This is a genomic window from Aeromonas sp. Marseille-Q7275 (assembly GCF_965119515.1).
On sequence record NZ_CBCPLW010000004.1, the window covers coordinates 42,055 to 58,666 of the forward strand.

Here is a 16,612-nt window from a genome sequence, read left to right on the forward strand (position 1 = left end):
CGTGACTCGCGGTGAATTTATTTGAATTTAAACATGATTATCGACCCCGCTATCTCACGAGGCAAACCCTTTTCTGAGAGGTAGCGCAATTGTTTCCCCCGAGATGGCGGGGTAAGATCCCCCCGCTATTTAAACAGGCCCCCTGGGCGAGGTTGTAATGAAAATCTACATCATGCGTCATGGCCAGGCTGGCATGAACGCAAAGACTGATGAACAGCGTCCACTGACCGAGCAAGGCATCGAAGAGTCCATCCACATGGCGAGCTGGTTGGCCCCTCAGCTGGCCGGCTCCCTGAGCCTGGTGATCCACAGCAACTACCTGCGTGCCAGACAGACCTGGCAGGCCATCTCTGCCGAGCTGCCCGAGGCCCAGAAGGTCGAGGAGAGCGGCGAGATCACCCCCTACGGGGATCCGGCCTTCGTGGCGAGTTATCTCACCGCGCTGGCGGCGACCCACGACAACATCCTGATGGTCAGCCACCTGCCCCTGGTCGGGTATCTGGTGCAGAGCCTCTGTCCGGCGGCGGGTGCGCCCATGTTTGCCACCTCGGGTCTGGCCTGCATCGAGTGGCGAGATGGCAAGGGGGTCTTGCTCTGGCTGGAAGGACCGCATACAATACGGTAAAAGTTAATAAAAAGTTACAGATTGGTTTTTTGGGGAAGAGAGAGTCGATTTTTCCGGTTTTTTATACAAAATTTACGGAATTATCTCGCATAAGCTGCTGTCATACGGATACAACTGCAAGAGGTTGCAAACGATGAGAGTGTTCAAGAAGTACCTGCCACTGATGGTGGCAAAGCATGTCAAAACCTTCTTCAAGGGGCGGATCTACATCCACGGCAGGGGGCGCTTCGATTTCCAGTCGGGCCTGCTGATGATGCCACTGCAAGCCGATATTCCCCACCGCCAGACGGTGCTCGAAGTCAACGAGCTGATATCGAGGCTGCACATGGATGCCGCTTGAGTCGCATCTATGGTGTCATCTCCCCCTCATGCCCGCCCAGTGCGGGCATGATTGTATCTGGGGCTGGGTGAAGCAGTTTGAACCCATTCAAATCGATTTCCGGATAAGGTTGCCGCGCCCCGCATCAGCATGCTTGCTTATCCTGTTTGCCTCTCTATACTCCCGCGAAATATCCACCCCCTTTCTCTGGACATAGCGATGCCCCTTGCCTTCCTGTTCCCCTTCTCCTGCATGGCCATCTGGGCCGGCAACGGCATCGTCAGCAAGCTGGCGGTGGGGGTGCTCTCGCCGGCCGCCCTGGCCTGGTCGCGCTGGATGGTGGCGGCCCTGGTGCTGACCCCTTTCCTCGCGCGGCGGGCCTGGCGCATGCGGGACAAGCTGCGGGCCGGTTTCTCTAAGCTGGCCATGCTGGCCCTGCTCGGCATGGTGCTGAACCAGACCTTCGGCTACTACGCCGCCCAGACCCTGGGGGCCACCGAGATCGGGCTGATGATGGGGCTGACCCCGCTGATGACGGTGCTGCTCAGCATCTGGCTGCTGCGCGAGCGCCCCACCTGGGGCGCCCTCGTCGGCGGCGTCATCTCCATCCTGGGGCTCGCCATCCTGCTGGGGCAGGGGGATCCGACTCGCTTGTTCACCCAGGGCATCCACATCGGCTCCGTCTACATGCTGCTCTCGGCGGCCACCTATGCGCTCTACAGCGTGCTGCTCAAGCGCTGGGATCTGGGGCTCGATAACTGGTCCATGCTCTACGGCCAGGTGCTCTGCAGCCTCTTGTTCCTCACCCCCTTCTATCTGCTGGTGGACGGGCACTGGCCGGATGGCAGCGCGCTCTGGCTCATCCTCTATGCGGGGATCCCGACCTCGGCCCTCTCGCCCTGGCTCTGGATGCAGGGCATCGCCCTGCTCGGGGCCAGCCGCACCGCCATCTTCATGAACCTGCTGCCGGTGATGACGGCTGCCCTTGCCATCAGCTGGCTGGGGGAGCGGCTCACCAGCTATCACCTGATCGGCGGCGGCATGACACTGCTGGGAGTGCTGCTGGCGCAGCTGCTGGTCAAGCCTGTGAGGGTACGGCGGCGGGCCCGGCTCGCGATGGCGGGCTGTCAGGAGAAGTAGGATAAAAAAAGACCGCCCAGGAGGCGGTCTTTTTGGTCTGGTGCCTGCGTCACTGCGCCGTCAGATAGAGATCCTTGGCATAGACCAGATCTTGCGGGTTCTGATAGGGGTAGCCCTTGACGTTGGGCTTGAGCAGCCGTGACTTCACATAGAAGTAGACGGGGGCTATGGGGGCCTCCTCGTCGATCAGTGCCTCGGCCTGCTGATAGAGGCGGTTGCGCTCGGCCGGATCCTTGGCGTCATGGGCCTTGGCCAGCAGGGCATCATAGGTCTTGTTGAACCACTTGCCGCTGTTGGCGCTGCTGCTGGAGGTCATGATGTCGAGGAAGGTGGAGGCATCGTTGTAATCCCCGTTCCAGGAGTAGCGACTGACCCCGAAATCCCCTTCGTTCAGGGCCGACACCATGGTCTTCCACTCCATGTTGTTGAGCTCGGCCTTGACCCCCAGGTTGTGCTTCCACATGGAGGAGATGGCCAGCGCTATCTTCTTGTGCCCCTCGTTGGTGTTGTAGAGGATGTCCACGTCCAGCGGATTCTGCGGCCCGTAGCCCGCCTCGGCGAGCAGCGTCCTGGCCTGCTTGATGCGATCTTCCTTGCTCATCAGCTCGCTGGCGGGGCGTTTTAGCTCGAAGCCATCCACGCTCGGCGGGGTCAGGCTGAAGGCCGAGAGCTGCCCCTGTCCCAGGATCTTCTCCGTGATGGTGTCCCTGTCGATGGCCAGGGAGAGCGCCTTGCGCACCCTGACGTCGTCGAAGGGTTTGCGCTGGGTGTTGAACACGTAGTAGTAGGTGGCGAGCATGGGGGCGCTTACCAGCTCCTCCGGGCTCTGGCGCTTGATCTGCTGATACTGCTCCAGGGGATAGGTGGTGTAGTGCAGCTCGCTCGCACGATAGCGGTTGTAGGCCGCGGTATCGGAGACGATCTCCAGGTAGATCACCTTGTTCAGCACTGTGTGCTCGTTGTCCCAGTAATGGGGATTGCGCTCGGCGATGAGCCGCTCGTTGGGGGTCCACTCCTTGAGGGCGAAGGCACCGTTAGAGACGATGTTGCCCGGCTTGACCCACTCGTGACCGAACTTCTCTATGGTGGCCCTGGGGGCCGGGAAGGTGGTGTAGTGGGAGAGGGTCTTCAGGAAGAAGGGGACAGGGGCCTTGAGGGTGATCTGCAGGGTGTAGTCATCGAGGGCCTTGATACCGAGGGCATCCGGGCTCTTCTTGCCCTGCACCACGTCGCTGGCGTTGGCGACGCCGGTCAGCTCGATGAACCAGGCGTAGTTGGAGGCGTTCCTGGGATCCGCCGCCCGCTGCCAGCCATAGACATAGTCCGCCGCCGTCACCGGCTCGCCGTTGGACCACTTGGCATCGGGTCTGAGCTTGAAGGTGTAGACGGTGCCGGAGTCATCGAGCTCGTACCCGAGCGCTCCCGCCGCCTGCAGCTTGCCGCTGCCATCCAGGGTGTAGAGCCCCTCGAACAGATCGTTGACGACGTCGCTGCCCGCGTTCTCTTCCACCATCTGGGGGTCGATGGAGGCGGGCTCTGTGCCTATGTTGCGCACGAAGGTTTGCTGGGCACCGGGCAGCAGCTTGGTGCCTTCGGGCACCTGGGCCGCCAGGGCGGGGAGGGAGATCAGGGCGGCAACCGCGCCGGCAATGAGAGTCCTTTTCATTGAATATCCTTATGTTTTTTGCTTCCAGCCGAGCCAGTGTGCTGGATCGAGGAGGAGATCTCAAGAGGGGGAGCGGCGGGTGCAGGAGAGCAGCGGACGGGCAGGGGCGGGTGAAATAGCATTCTTGTCACGAATTAACATGATGAAAGATGCCGGATGGCACCCTTTTTTCACAGTGAAAGCCCGTGGTGGCGCGGTATTCTGGCGATTTATACGGCGGCTTAATTCGCTGCAAAAACAAAAAACAGGCGTTACATTAGGTTACAAAACAACGCTGCCGAGGATCGGCACTTTTTTTGCCGACACTTGCAAACGTTTTCAACGGCCAACGGAAACGATCTTAAAGGAACAAGAATGCGAAACATGATCACCATGGGCGAGTTCATCGTCAAAAAGCAGGCGGACTACCCTACCGCGACCGGCGAGCTGACCTCCTTGCTCAGCTCCATTCGTCTGGCTGCCAAGGTGGTGAACCGGGAGATCAACAAGGCGGGGCTGGCGGACATCATCGGCTCCATGGGGGCCGAAAACGTGCAGGGGGAGGTGCAGCAGAAGCTGGACGTCTACGCCAACGAGCGCTTCAAGGCGGCCCTCGAGGCCCGTGGCGAGGTGTGCGGCATGGCGTCCGAGGAGGAGGAGGACTTCGTCTCCTTCGATTCCGAGCTCTCCCGCCACTCCAAGTACGTGGTGCTGATAGACCCCCTGGACGGCTCTTCCAACATAGACGTCAACGTCTCGGTCGGGACCATCTTCTCCATCTACCGCCGGGTCAGCAAGCCGGGGGCCGGGGTGACCCTGGAGGACTTCCTGCAGCCGGGCAACCGCCAGGTGGCCGCCGGTTACGTGGTCTATGGCTCCTCCACCATGTTGGTCTACACCACCGGGTTTGGGGTCAACGGCTTCACCTACGACCCTTCCATCGGCTGCTTCTGCCTCTCCCACGAGAACATCCGCATCCCGGAGGAGGGCAAGATCTACTCCATCAACGAGGGCAACTACATCAAGTTCCCGGACGGGGTGAAGAAGTACCTGAAATATTGCCAGGAGCGTGACGAGGCGACCCACAGGCCCTACACCTCCCGCTACATCGGCTCCCTGGTGTCGGATTTCCATCGCAACCTGCTCAAGGGCGGCATCTACATCTATCCGTCCGGCACCAACTCCCCGAACGGCAAGCTGCGCCTGCTCTACGAGTGCAACCCCATGGCCTTCCTGGTGGAGCAGGCCGGTGGCAAGGCGTCCGACGGCTTTGGCCGCATCATGGATATCCAGCCCACGGCGCTGCACCAGCGTACCCCCTACTTCGTCGGCTCCACCAGGATGGTGGAGCGGGCCGAGGCCTTCATGCGGGAATTCTCCGCCCACGAGGATCCGGCCCGTCAGGGGTGATGCCCGGTTTGTCGCCATGGTCGCGGCAATAGCCACATAAAAAACGGGAGCCGATATGGCTCCCGTTTTATTTGGGTAAGTGGCTGGCCGCCTCATCACCCCCCCCCTCAGGGGTTGGCGTGGCTGGCGAGATCCGTCAGCAGGGCATCCACCAGTTTCAGCCGCATGGCTCTCTCCTGGTTCGGTACCTGGAAGCGCAATCGGGTGGGTCCATCCATTTTATAGATACGTGGCTGCTCGGAGAGCAGTTTTACCAGATAGGTCGGGTTGACCCTGGTCTCCTGGGTGAAGTCCAGGTAGCCGCCGCGATCGCTCATCTCCACCCGGCGAATGCCCAGCGCCGTGGCCCGCTGGCGGAAGGCCGCTATCTCCATCAGCGTCTTGGTCGGCTCCGGCAGCAGGCCGAAGCGATCGATGAGCTCCACCTTCAGCTCGCGCAGTTCCTGCTCGTCCGCCGCGCTGGCGATGCGCTTGTACATGGACAGACGCATGTTGACGTCCGGTATGTAGTCGTCCGGCAACAGTGCCGGCAGGCGCAGCTCTACCTCGGTGTGCTGGCTCATGAGTTGCTCCAGCGACGGCTCCTTGCCATGCTTGAGGGCCTCTACCGCCTGTTCCAGCATCTCCATGTAGAGGGTGAAGCCCACCGATTCGATCTGGCCGCTCTGATCGTCGCCGAGCAGCTCGCCCGCGCCCCGGATCTCCAGATCGTGGGTGGCGAGCGCAAAACCGGCCCCGAGATCTTCCAGCGAGGCGATGGCTTCCAGCCGCTTGGCCGCATCCTTGGTCATCAGCTTGGGATGGGGGGTGAGCAGGTAGGCATAGGCCTGGTGGTGGGAGCGGCCGACCCGGCCCCGCAACTGGTGCAGCTGGGCAAGACCGAGGTGATCGGCCCTGTCCATGATGATGGTGTTGGCGCTCGGCACGTCGATGCCGGTCTCTATGATGGTGGTGCACACCAGCAGGTTGAAGCGCTGGTGGTAGAAGTCCGACATAATGCGCTCGAGGTCGCGCTCGCGCATCTGGCCGTGGGCGATGCCAAGGCGCGCCTCCGGCACCAGCTCAGCGAGATCCGCCGCGCACTTCTCTATGCTCTCCACGTCGTTGTGCAGGTAGTAGACCTGACCGCCGCGCTTCAATTCCCGCAGTACCGCCTCGCGCACCACCGCCGGCTCGTGCTGGCGCACGAAGGTCTTGATGGCGAGCCGCTTGGCGGGCGGGGTGGCGATGATGGAGAGATCCCGCATGCCGGACATCGCCATGTTAAGGGTGCGCGGGATCGGGGTGGCGGTGAGGGTGAGGATGTCCACGTCGGCGCGCAGCGCCTTGATCTTCTCCTTCTGGCGCACCCCGAAGCGATGCTCCTCATCGACGATGAGCAGCCCCAGATCCTTGAAGGTGAGCTCGGAGCCGAGCAGCTTGTGGGTGCCTATGATGATGTCCACCTTGCCATCGGCCAGCTCCTTCAAGACGCTGGTCTGCTCCTTGGCGGAGCGGAAGCGGCTCAGCACCTCCACCCGCACCGGCCAGTTGGCGAAGCGGTCGCGGAAGTTGTCGTAGTGCTGCTGGGCCAGCAGGGTGGTGGGCACCAGCACTGCGACCTGCTTGCCACCGTGCACCGCCACGAAGGCCGCCCGCATCGCCACCTCTGTCTTGCCAAAGCCCACGTCGCCACACACCAGGCGGTCCATGCTCTTGGCCTGGCACATGTCCCCCAGCACCGCATTGATGGCGTTGAGTTGATCCTCTGTCTCCTCGAACGGGAAGCTGGCGGCAAACTGGCGGTAACTCTCCTTGTCGTGCTTGAAGGCAAAGCCGGCCCGCGCCGCGCGATGGGCATAGACGTCCAGCAGCTCGGCCGCCACGTCGCGCACCTTCTCCGCCGCCTTGCGCCGCGCCTTGACCCAGGCCTCGCCGCCGAGCTTGTGGCTGGGGGGGTTATCCGACCCCGTGTAACGGCTGATGAGGTGGAGGTTGGTGACCGGCACGAACAGCTTGTCGCCACCGGCGTATTCCAGGGTGAGGAACTCGGTGGGCAGGCCGCCGGCATCCAGGGTCTCGAGCCCGAGATAGCGGCCGACCCCGTGATCCAGATGCACCACGGGCTGGCCCTGGGTCAGCTCGCCGAGGTTTCTGATCACCGCATCCGAGCTCAGGTTCTTGCTCTTCTCCCGCTGCCGCTTGCTTCTGATCTTGCCGCCGAGCAGCTCGGTCTCTGTGATGAGGGCCAGGGCCTCTGCCCCGGCGGGTTCGAGCAGGAAGCCCCGCTCCAGCGGGCTGACCAGCAGGCCATGACGCGCCTTGCTCCCGACGAACTCCTCGAGGGAGGCGAACTCCCTGGGTTGCAGCGCGATCCGCGCCAGCAGATCCCCGAGCCCCTCGCGCCGCCCCTCGGACTCCACCGCAAACAGGGTGCGGCCGGCAAAGCCTTGCAGGAACTGGCTGAGGGCCAGCAGGGGCTGCTCCTTGCTGTGATCGAGCTGCAGGTCGGGCAGGGGGGCTATGGGCAAGTCGTGCTGGCCCGCACCGCCGTCGGTGGCGGCCTCCTGCAGGCGCACGGCGCCATACTGGCCGAGCGCCGCAAACAGCTGCTCCACCGGCAGGTAAATTTGCTGGGGGGGCAGCAGGGGGCGGGTGTTGTCCCAGCGCCTGTCCTCATAGCGCTGGCCTATGTCGTTCCAGAAGCGCTGGGCCGCCGGGTAGATCTCCCCCACGGTGAGCAGCAGGGTGTTGTCCGGCAGGTAGTCAAACAGGCTGGCGGTCTGGCTGAAGAAGAGCGGCAGATAGTATTCGATGCCGGCGGGCCAGCGCCCCTTGCTCACCTCCTGATAGACGGAGCCCTCCGCCCGCGACAGCTCGAACTGCTCGCGAAACTGTCCGCGAAACAGCTCGATGGCGGCCTCGTCGGTGGGAAATTCCCGGGCGGGCAACAGGCTCACCGACTTGACCGGCTCGCTGGAGCGCTGGCTCTCGGGATCGAAGGGGCGGATGGAGTCCACCTCGTCGTCGAAGAAGTCGATGCGATAGGGGCGGCTGCTGCCCATGGGGAAGAGATCCAGCAGGGAGCCGCGGGCGGCGAACTCGCCGTGCTCCAGCACCTGCTCCACCGCCACATAGCCCGCCTCGGCCAGCCGTCCCCGCAACTGTTGCAGGTTGAGGCGCTGGCCGCTGGTCACCATCAGGCTGTATTTGTCGAGATAGGCCTGGGGCGCCGTGCGCAGCATCAGGGTGGAGATGGGCACGATCAGCACGCCGCTGCTCATCTGCGGCAGCGTATAGAGGGTCTCGAGCCGCTGAGAGATGATGTCCTGATGGGGGGAGAAGGTGTCGTAGGGCAGGGTCTCCCAGTCCGGGAACATCAGCACGGGGCAACCCTGATCGGCCAGCAGGAAGCCAAGCTCCTGTTCGAGGCGCAGGGCGCTCGGGGTATCGGCGGTCACCAGCAGGACGGGGCGGTTGGCCTCCCGGGTGAGGCGGGCGGCAACCAGCGCCAGGCTGCTGCCGACCAGCTGGCCCAGAGTCAATTTCTGGCCCGCTTTGGCGGGCAAGGCGGGGAGTTTCATTGGCATCGTTCGATTCTTTTAACGTTGACGTTGGCTGTGATTAGCGCTGACGCTCTTGGGCACGCAGCTTGAGCTGTTTCGATTGCACATGCAGGCTGGCACGCACCAGCAGCTCCCTGTCATCCTCGCGGATCCGCACATAGTCGAGCACCACATGGGTGCCGTGCTCGCCGGGCTCCCGCTGCTTGACCTCGCCATAGCAGTAGACGGCGGAGGCCTCTTCCCGCAGGAAGATCTTGAGCCGCACTAGCTGGTTCAGCTGCGGCGGCTCGCCGTGCCCCTGGTGCGGGTGCAGGTAGGTGAGCTGACCGGCGCCAAAGCGCAGGGTGTGGAAGCGATGCTCGGGGTGGTCCTGCGCCGCCAGCACGAAGCCCATGATCATGTCGATCTTGCGGGACTGCTGGTTGATGATCTCCACCAGATCGTGCATGGACTCGTTCTGGTTGCGCAGCAACCGGCTGCTCACCAGATCGATGGAGGTGATGGCGGAGGCGATGCGAAAGGGCTCGGGCAGCTCGGCATCAAGGGCCTCCAGCGTCGGCAGGTGAAAGTCGGCCGGCATGGGGATCACATTGACCGGCGTGGCATGGGTGACGCTGAAGAACTGTTCCTGCATGGAGGCTATCCCTTGTTGTCATAGACGATTTTTAAAAGCGCTGTTGACCTTGCCCCGCGGCGGCGTCCCCGATCTGGCGCGAGACGCCATCTCCGGCCGTCCCAGGGGCTCTCCCGTCTGGCGGCGCAACATGGCGGCGGGGGCCTCGCATCGGGCGAAACATGGCGCCATGGGCGGCCTCTCGGGCTCAGGGGAATGGGCCATTGCGCCAGCCCCGGCGTCATCTGCTGCGGCAACGCGGCTTGCGTTGAGGCGTCAACAGACCCTATTATCCGGCATCTTATTTTGTTGGCAACGTAGATATCCTTGAAGACCGGACTTTTTCAGCCACTCTCGCTGGCCATAGGCCTGCGTTATGCAGGCTCGCGACGCAGTAACCGCTTCGTCTCCTTTATCTCCCTGTTTTCCACCTTTGGCATCGCCATCGGGGTTGCTGCCCTGATGGTGGTCATTTCGGTGATGAACGGGTTCGAGGGGCAGCTCAAGGGGCGCATTCTCGGGGTGATCCCCCACGTGGTGGTGACCAATCCGGCGGGGCGCATCGATGCCCATCCGCCCGGCCTGCCCGATCTCGACACGTTGCCCCACGTGGTGGCCACGGCCCCCATGCTCGACAGCGAAGGCATGTTGCAAAGCCCGGGCCAGCTCACCGGGGTGAGCGTGCAGGGGATAGATCCGGCCCGCTGGCCCAAGGATGACATCCTCCATGCCCAGATGCTGGGGGGGCGGCTGGACAGCCTGCAGCGCGGCCAATACCACATAGTGCTGGGGCAGGGGGTGGCCAACCGCCTCAAGGTCTCCATTGGCGACGAGGTGCGTCTCATCCTGACCGAAGGGACCCGCTTCACCCCCTTTGGCCGGGTACCGGCCCAGCGGATCTTCACCGTCTCCGGCATCTTCGGGGTTGGCGCCGACGTGGACAGCCAGGTGGCGCTGATTGCCCTGGGGGACGCCCAGCGCCTGCTGCGCCTGCCCGAGGAGACGGTGGGCGGCATCCGCCTCTGGCTCGACGATCCCTTCGCCGCCGACCAGGTGGTGAAAACCGCGCTGCCGGACGGGCTGGAGTGGCAGGACTGGCGCCGGGAGCGAGGTGAACTCTTCCAGGCGGTGGCCATGGAGAAACGCATGATGGGGCTGATGCTGGTGCTGATCATCGCGGTCGCCACCTTCAACATCCTCTCCGCCCTGGTGATGGTGGTCACCGACAAGGAAGGGGAGGTGGCCATACTGCGTACCATGGGCATGAGCGAGTCGGGGATCGTCAAGATTTTCATGGTGCTGGGGGCGTCGAGCGGCGTCATCGGCGCCCTGTTTGGCGGTCTGGCGGGGCTGGCCCTGTCGTTCGGACTCAACCCCCTGCTCGATGCGATGGGGCTCAACCTCTATATGGCGGCGGGGGGCAGCGGTCTGCCGGTCATCGTCGAACCCGCCCAGGTCATGACCATCTTGCTGGGGGCCGTGCTGCTGAGCTTCAGTGCCACCCTCTATCCGGCGGCCCGTGCGGCCCGGGTCAAACCGGCCGAGGCATTACGTTATGAATAGCGCTGTGAATCCATCATCTTCTGTTGTTACCTCCGGTGCGAGTGCCGGCGTTGTGACTGGTGCCAATGTGGTCACCGGTATAAGTGGAGCCCCTGTTATGAATGAACCCCAGTCCTGCGAGCCTCTGCTGCGCTGTCAGGCCCTCAACCATGTCTATAAAGAGGGCAATCTGGAGACCCAGGTGCTCAAGGGGATAGATCTCTGCGTCGCCCCCGGCGAGATGCTGGCGGTGGTGGGGAGCTCGGGCTCGGGCAAGACCACCTTGCTGCACCTGATGGGGGCGCTGGACAACCCCTCGAGCGGCGCCGTGCTGTTCAAGGGGCAGGATATCCACCACTGGGACAGCAAGACCCAGGCCCGTTTTCGCAATCAGGAGCTGGGCTTCGTCTATCAGTTCCACCACCTGCTGGCCGAGTTCACCGCGCTGGAAAACACCGCCATGCCGCTGCTGATCGCCGGCGAGTCGGTGGCGAGCGCCACCGACAAGGCGACCCGGATGCTGGGGCGGGTGGGGCTCTCCCACCGTCTCAATCACAGGCCTTCCGAGCTGTCCGGTGGCGAGCGCCAGCGGGTGGCCATCGCCCGTGCCCTGGTCAACGAGCCGAGCCTGGTGCTGGCGGACGAGCCCACCGGCAACCTGGATCACGCCAGCGCGACTGCGGTGTACGAACTGCTCTGCGAGCTCAACCGGGAGCTGGGCACGGCCTTCGTGGTGGTCACCCATGACTTGAGCCTCGCCGCCAAGCTGCACCGCCGGGTGACCCTGGTGAGCGGCATCATGGCGGAGGTCGCCTGATGTTCAAGCCGCTGCCCCTCTTTCTGGGCCTGCGTTACAGCCGCTCCCGCCGTCGCAACGGCTTCATCGCCTTTATTTCCGCCTCCTCCCTGATCGGCATCGCCCTCGGGGTGATGGCCCTCATTCTTGGCCTCTCCGCCATGAACGGCTTCGAGCGGGAACTTAAAAACAGGGTGCTCTCTGTGGTGCCCCACGGGGAGCTCATCGGCATGGAGGCGCCCCTGCCGGACTGGCCGAGGCTTCGGGACTACCTGCTGGCCCAGCCCGGGATCGAGGCCGCGGCCCCGGTCATCCGCCTCGATGGCCTGCTGGAGCACGGCTCCGCCATCAAGGGGGTGCAGGTGCGCGCCGTGCTGCCCGAGCTCGAGGCGAACCTGTCGGACGCTGGCAACTACATGACAGGGCTGGGTTTTCGTGAGCTGCAGGCGGGCGAGCACGGGGTGATCCTCGGCAAGACCATCGCCGACAAGCTGGGGGTCAAGATAGGTGATCCCGTGACCCTGCTGCTGCCCCAAGGGGGAGACGAGACGGGGATCAAGAATCCCCGGCGGGAGACCCTGACCGTGGTGGGGCTGCTGGAGATAGGCGGCCAGCTCGACGGCGTGCTCGGCTTCATGCACCTGACCGATGCCCAGTCCATCACCGGCATGGGCAGCGCGGTGGAAGGCTTCAGCCTCAAGGTGAACGACGTGCTCAAGGCGCAGTCCATCACGGTGGCGGCCGCCCGCAAATTCCCGCACTACGTCTACATCAGCAGCTGGATGAGCCGTCAGGGCTATCTCTATCAGGACATCCAGATGGTGCGCACCGTCATGTACGTGGTGATGCTGATGGTGGTGGCGGTGGCCTGCTTCAACATCGTCTCCACCCTGGTGATGGCGGTGAACGAGAAGCGCAGCGAGATCGCCATCTTGAAGACCATGGGGGCGAGCCCGGGCCAGATTCGGCTCACCTTCGTCATCCAGGGGATGGTGAACGGGGTGCTCGGGGCCTTGCTCGGTGCTCTGCTGGGGGGGCTGCTTTCGAGCAAGCTGACCCAGATCCTGAGCGGTATCGAAAAGCTCATCGGCCATCGTTTCCTCAACCCGGACATCTACTTCATCGACTTCCTGCCGACCGAGCTGCACATACAGGATCTGGTGATAGTGACCAGCGCCGCCATCCTGATGAGTCTGCTGGCCACCCTCTATCCCGCCTGGCGGGCCAGCGGTCTGGTGCCCTCCCGGGAGCTGGGTCACTGATCCGCGAGCCAGCTCTGCCAAGCCTGGCAATATGCTGAACAAAGAAGGGCCCGCCGGTCTGCACCGGCGGGCCCTTCTCTCTTCTGGTCGTTCCGACTGGCTTAGTGGGCGTTGAGCTCATCGAGGGGCAGGGAGAAGCTCGCCACGAACACATCGATAAAGTAGCGCATGGCCGGGTTCATCCTGGCCTCCAGCATCTGTTCGAGGCGCTTGCGCGCGGGCTCGAACTCCCGGTTGCCGACACTCAACTCCTCCAGACACTTGGTATAGGCGCAGAGGGTGTCGGCATCCTTCACCAGCCGGGCGAGGGCGTCGTCCTGGGCAGCGGAGTCGAGCAGGGGGCGAAAGTCTTCCATCAGCTCGGGGGGCAGCATGCCCAGCAGGCGCTGCTCGGCGGCGAGCTCAATCTTCTTGTACTCGCGGGCTATTTCGGGGTTGAAGTACTTGACGGGGGTCGGCAGATCGCCGGTCAGCACCTCGCTGCTGTCGTGGTAGAGGGCCATCACGGCGGCGTGGTTGGCATCCACCTTGCCATCAAACAGCCGGTTGCTGATGACGCCGAGGGCGTGGGCCACCATGGCCACCTGCAGGCTGTGCTCGGCGATGTTTTCCGGCTGTATGTTGCGCATCAGCGGCCAGCGGTAGATGAGCCGCATGCGGGCGAGGTTGGCGAAGAAGTGGCTGGGCAGCATGGAGGACCTCGAACTGGGGCAATGAAAAAGGGCAGACCCTAGTCTGCCCTTTTTTGACATCCCAGGCATAGCCTGGCGATGCATTCTTGCTTAGCGAATATAGCGACCGGATTCGGCCTCGTGGTTGGTGACTATCATCTGGCCTATGGGGGCCAGGGCAATCAGCGCCAGCTTGAGGTGCTGGATGCCGAACGGGATGCCGATGATGGTCACGAAGCAGGCCAGGGCCGAGGCGATGTGGCCTATGGCCAGCCAGACGCCGATCACCAGGAACCAGAGGATGTTGCCAATCATCCCGAGGGCCCCTGTGCCGATGTCGCTCTGGCCCGTCATTGTCTTGCGGTTGACCGCCTGCTTGCCGAACGGGAAGAAGGTGAAGGTGCCGATGACGAAACAGGCCCGTCCCCAGGGGATCCCGATCAGGGAGACGAAGCAGAGCAACCCGGCCAGCCACCAGGCCAGCCCCATAAAGACGCCCCCCAGTACAAACCAGAGCAGATTGAACAAGAAGCGGAAAAAGGACATGTGGGTCTCTCCAGACTCATAAATTGGCAGTCACCATAGCGAGCGGCGCCGAGGGACGCAATGGCTGATGCGAGAAGGCGGACAATTTGGGTCGCAGACCCCCTGACAGCACCTCTCCCGACGACGCCGGGAGATGAAAAAAGCATAGCGTGGCGTGCAAAAGGGTGAGCAAGCGCAAATTATTGCGAACCTGATGCTTGAACTCGGCGCAAGGCTTCCCCATATAGGAGGCAGTCTTGCGCAAATTGTGCTGTCTGTGCCCCGGATGGGGGATGTGCGGCTCGACGCGACCAATGTGCGCCGCTATAATGTCGCGTCATATTTTCTCATCACAAAGACAGTCGTTGTCTTTATAAACAGGAAGACTCCGGGCTTTGCCCAGGGGTAATAAAGGGTCAGCACACAGTGCTGAGTTGAACGAGGTAAAGGAATGCAAGTTTCTGTAGAGACAACCCAAGGTCTGGAACGCCGTCTTACCATCACTGTACCGGCTGCTACCGTTGACGCTGCCGTGCGTAAAGAATTGAATGGCCTGGCCAAGACTCGTCGCATCGACGGTTTCCGTCCTGGCAAGGCTCCGGTTGCCATCATCAAGAAGATGTTCGGCGCCATGGCCCATGCCCGCGTTGCCGATGAAATGATGCAGAACAACTTCATCAAGGCCATCATCGAGAGCAAACTGAGCCCGGCCGGTGCGCCGACCATGGATCCGAAAGAGATCAAGGAAGGCCAGGATTTCGAATTCACCGCCACTTTCGAAGTGTACCCGGAGTTTGAAGTTGCCGGTCTCGAGAGCATCAAGGTCGAGAAGCCGGTTGCCTCCGTCAAGGATGCCGACCTGGCCAACATGATCGACACCCTGCGCAAGCAGCACGCTACCTGGTCTGACGTCGATGCCGCTGCCGCCAATGGCATGCGTGTCACCCTGGACTTCGTCGGTTCCATCGACGGTGAAGAGTTCGACGGTGGCAAGGCTGAAGGTTTCACTCTGGAACTGGGCGCCGGCCGCATGATCCCTGGCTTCGAAGACGCCATCCTGGGCAAGAAAGCGGGCGACGAGTTCACCATCGAGGTGACTTTCCCGGCTGACTACCACGCCGAAGCCCTGAAAGGCAAAGCGGCCAAGTTCGCCTCCAAGCTGAACAAGGTTGAAGAGCAGGTGCTGCCTGAGCTGACCGAAGAGTTCGTCAAGCGTTTTGGCATCGAGAGCGGCAGCGTCGAAGAGCTGAAAGCCGAAGTGCGCAAGAACATGGAGCGCGAACTGGCTCAAGCCCTGAAGAACAGCGTGAAAGAGCAAGTGCTGAACGGCCTGGTTGAAGCCAACCAGATCGATCTGCCGAAGGCTGCCGTTGCCCAGGAAATCGACGCCCTGCGTCAGCAAGCGCTGCAGCGTTTCGGTGGCTTCCAGGGCGGCAACGCTCCCGAGCTGCCGGCCGAGCTGTTCCAGGCGCAAGCCGAGCGTCGCGTACGTGTCGGTCTGCTGCTGGGTGACGTCATCCGCACCAACGAGATCAAGGCCGACGACGCCCGTGTGACCAGCATCATCGAATCCATGGCCACTGCTTACGAAGATCCGAAGGAAGTGATCGAGTACTACCAGAAGAACGAGCAGATGCTGAACGGCGTTCGTAACCTGGCCATCGAAGATCAAGCCATCGACCTGATCCTGTCCAAGGCGCAAGTGACCGAGAAAGAAGTTGCCTTCGACGAAGTGATCAACAAGTCCGGTGCCGCTGCCTAAGAACATTTGACTTAAGGTCAAAACTGTTAAGTATAATGGCTCGTGTGATCTCCACTCGGGCCATTTTATTTTAGGGACAATGCCTTATGTACAAGAACTATAACGATGTGACTGAATCCCCACGCAATGCGCTCATCCCAATGGTGGTCGAGCAGACGGCGAAAGGGGAGCGTTCCTATGACATCTATTCCCGTCTGCTCAAGGAGCGGGTGATCTTCCTGACCGGTCAGGTTGAGGATCACATGGCGAATCTGGTGGTGGCTCAGCTGCTGTTCCTGGAGTCCGAGAACCCGGATCAGGACATCAGCATCTACATCAACTCGCCGGGTGGTGCCGTCACTGCGGGGATGTCCATCTATGACACCATGCAGTTCATCAAGCCGGACGTCAGCACCGTCTGCATGGGGCAGGCCTGCTCCATGGGCGCCTTCCTGCTGGCCGGCGGTGCCAAGGGCAAGCGTTTCTGCCTGCCTAACGCTCGGGTGATGATCCACCAGCCGCTGGGCGGCTTCCAGGGCCAGGCATCTGACATCCAGATCCATGCCCAGGAGATCCTGAAAATCAAGAATACCCTGAACGATCGTCTGGCTTTCCATACCGGACAGGACATGGCCACCATCGAACGCGACACCGACCGTGACAACTTCATGTCGGCCGAGCAGGCCGTGGCCTATGGTCTGGTTGACGGCATCCTGAGCCAGCGCGGCTGAGCAGGGTATCCCGTCCTGTTGTAAACTCAACAGGACGATCCATCCTC

General features: G+C 62.4%; 15 protein-coding genes. 10 read left to right on the forward strand and 5 right to left on the reverse strand.

Annotated elements, in window-relative coordinates:
* The first annotated feature begins 157 nt into the window (after positions 1–157).
* The 3 genes from sixA to ACWPWQ_RS05480 all read left to right on the forward strand — a co-directional run bounded on the left by sixA (position 158) and on the right by ACWPWQ_RS05480 (position 2,084).
* On the forward strand, positions 158–625 hold the full coding sequence (gene sixA / locus ACWPWQ_RS05470) for a phosphohistidine phosphatase SixA (RefSeq protein WP_202045399.1): 468 nt from the start codon (positions 158–160) through the stop codon (positions 623–625).
* A gap of 133 nt (positions 626–758) precedes the next feature.
* The gene (locus ACWPWQ_RS05475; RefSeq protein ID WP_005324080.1) at positions 759–965 is read left to right on the forward strand and encodes a DUF1107 domain-containing protein; all 207 of its coding nucleotides are present in this window, start codon (positions 759–761) and stop codon (positions 963–965) included.
* A gap of 198 nt (positions 966–1,163) precedes the next feature.
* On the forward strand, positions 1,164–2,084 hold the full coding sequence (locus ACWPWQ_RS05480) for a DMT family transporter (protein ID WP_139437830.1): 921 nt from the start codon (positions 1,164–1,166) through the stop codon (positions 2,082–2,084).
* Positions 2,085–2,133: 49 nt separating this feature from the next.
* Here ACWPWQ_RS05480 and ACWPWQ_RS05485 read toward each other — a convergent pair whose 3' ends face one another.
* A complete protein-coding gene (locus ACWPWQ_RS05485; protein ID WP_454009197.1) occupies positions 2,134–3,750 on the reverse strand; it encodes a peptide ABC transporter substrate-binding protein in 1,617 nt (538 codons plus the stop codon).
* A 139-nt stretch (positions 3,751–3,889) separates the two neighbouring features.
* On the opposite strand from ACWPWQ_RS05485, the gene ACWPWQ_RS05490 reads away from it, so the two are divergent.
* Both ACWPWQ_RS05490 and fbp read left to right on the forward strand, forming a co-directional pair.
* The gene (locus ACWPWQ_RS05490; protein WP_139439402.1) at positions 3,890–4,117 is read left to right on the forward strand and encodes a hypothetical protein; all 228 of its coding nucleotides are present in this window, start codon (positions 3,890–3,892) and stop codon (positions 4,115–4,117) included.
* Entirely contained in the window at positions 4,105–5,139 is a 1,035-nt protein-coding gene (gene fbp, locus ACWPWQ_RS05495; protein WP_139439401.1) for a class 1 fructose-bisphosphatase, read from the forward strand. Before ACWPWQ_RS05490 ends, fbp begins: the two co-directional genes overlap by 13 nt.
* A gap of 107 nt (positions 5,140–5,246) precedes the next feature.
* Here fbp and mfd read toward each other — a convergent pair whose 3' ends face one another.
* Both mfd and ACWPWQ_RS05505 read right to left on the reverse strand, forming a co-directional pair.
* Positions 5,247–8,702: a transcription-repair coupling factor gene (gene mfd, locus ACWPWQ_RS05500; RefSeq protein ID WP_404838528.1), complete on the reverse strand. Its 3,456-nt coding sequence runs from the start codon at positions 8,700–8,702 to the stop codon at positions 5,247–5,249.
* A gap of 40 nt (positions 8,703–8,742) precedes the next feature.
* Entirely contained in the window at positions 8,743–9,318 is a 576-nt protein-coding gene (locus tag ACWPWQ_RS05505) for a PilZ domain-containing protein (RefSeq protein ID WP_342058500.1), read from the reverse strand.
* 306 nt (positions 9,319–9,624) lie between these two features.
* On the opposite strand from ACWPWQ_RS05505, the gene ACWPWQ_RS05510 reads away from it, so the two are divergent.
* The 3 genes from ACWPWQ_RS05510 (at position 9,625) to lolE (ending at position 12,897) form a co-directional block, all read left to right on the forward strand.
* Positions 9,625–10,860, forward strand: coding sequence for a lipoprotein-releasing ABC transporter permease subunit (locus ACWPWQ_RS05510; protein ID WP_319916952.1), 1,236 nt, complete (start codon positions 9,625–9,627; stop codon positions 10,858–10,860).
* 97 nt (positions 10,861–10,957) lie between these two features.
* Complete coding sequence (gene lolD, locus ACWPWQ_RS05515; protein ID WP_042650389.1) at positions 10,958–11,656, forward strand: lipoprotein-releasing ABC transporter ATP-binding protein LolD; 699 nt, start codon at positions 10,958–10,960, stop codon at positions 11,654–11,656.
* Positions 11,656–12,897 (forward strand): lipoprotein-releasing ABC transporter permease subunit LolE, encoded by a 1,242-nt coding sequence (lolE, locus tag ACWPWQ_RS05520; RefSeq protein WP_454009198.1) that lies wholly within the window; start codon positions 11,656–11,658, stop codon positions 12,895–12,897. The genes lolD and lolE overlap by 1 nt, the downstream gene beginning before the upstream one ends.
* Before the next feature lie 101 nt (positions 12,898–12,998).
* Here lolE and yfbR read toward each other — a convergent pair whose 3' ends face one another.
* Positions 12,999–13,589 (reverse strand): 5'-deoxynucleotidase, encoded by a 591-nt coding sequence (yfbR, locus tag ACWPWQ_RS05525; RefSeq protein ID WP_454009199.1) that lies wholly within the window; start codon positions 13,587–13,589, stop codon positions 12,999–13,001.
* Positions 13,590–13,679: 90 nt separating this feature from the next.
* Positions 13,680–14,114 (reverse strand): YccF domain-containing protein, encoded by a 435-nt coding sequence (locus tag ACWPWQ_RS05530; RefSeq protein ID WP_106886933.1) that lies wholly within the window; start codon positions 14,112–14,114, stop codon positions 13,680–13,682.
* 430 nt (positions 14,115–14,544) lie between these two features.
* Here ACWPWQ_RS05530 and tig point away from each other — a divergent pair, with 430 nt between their 5' ends.
* Both tig and clpP read left to right on the forward strand, forming a co-directional pair.
* Positions 14,545–15,855 carry a trigger factor gene (gene tig, locus ACWPWQ_RS05535; RefSeq protein WP_025326817.1) on the forward strand — a complete coding sequence of 437 codons (1,311 nt, stop codon included), beginning with the start codon at positions 14,545–14,547 and terminating at the stop codon, positions 15,853–15,855.
* 86 nt (positions 15,856–15,941) lie between these two features.
* Positions 15,942–16,565, forward strand: a complete 624-nt coding sequence (gene clpP / locus ACWPWQ_RS05540; protein ID WP_005324106.1) for an ATP-dependent Clp endopeptidase proteolytic subunit ClpP — start codon at positions 15,942–15,944, stop codon at positions 16,563–16,565.
* Positions 16,566–16,612 lie beyond the last annotated feature (47 nt).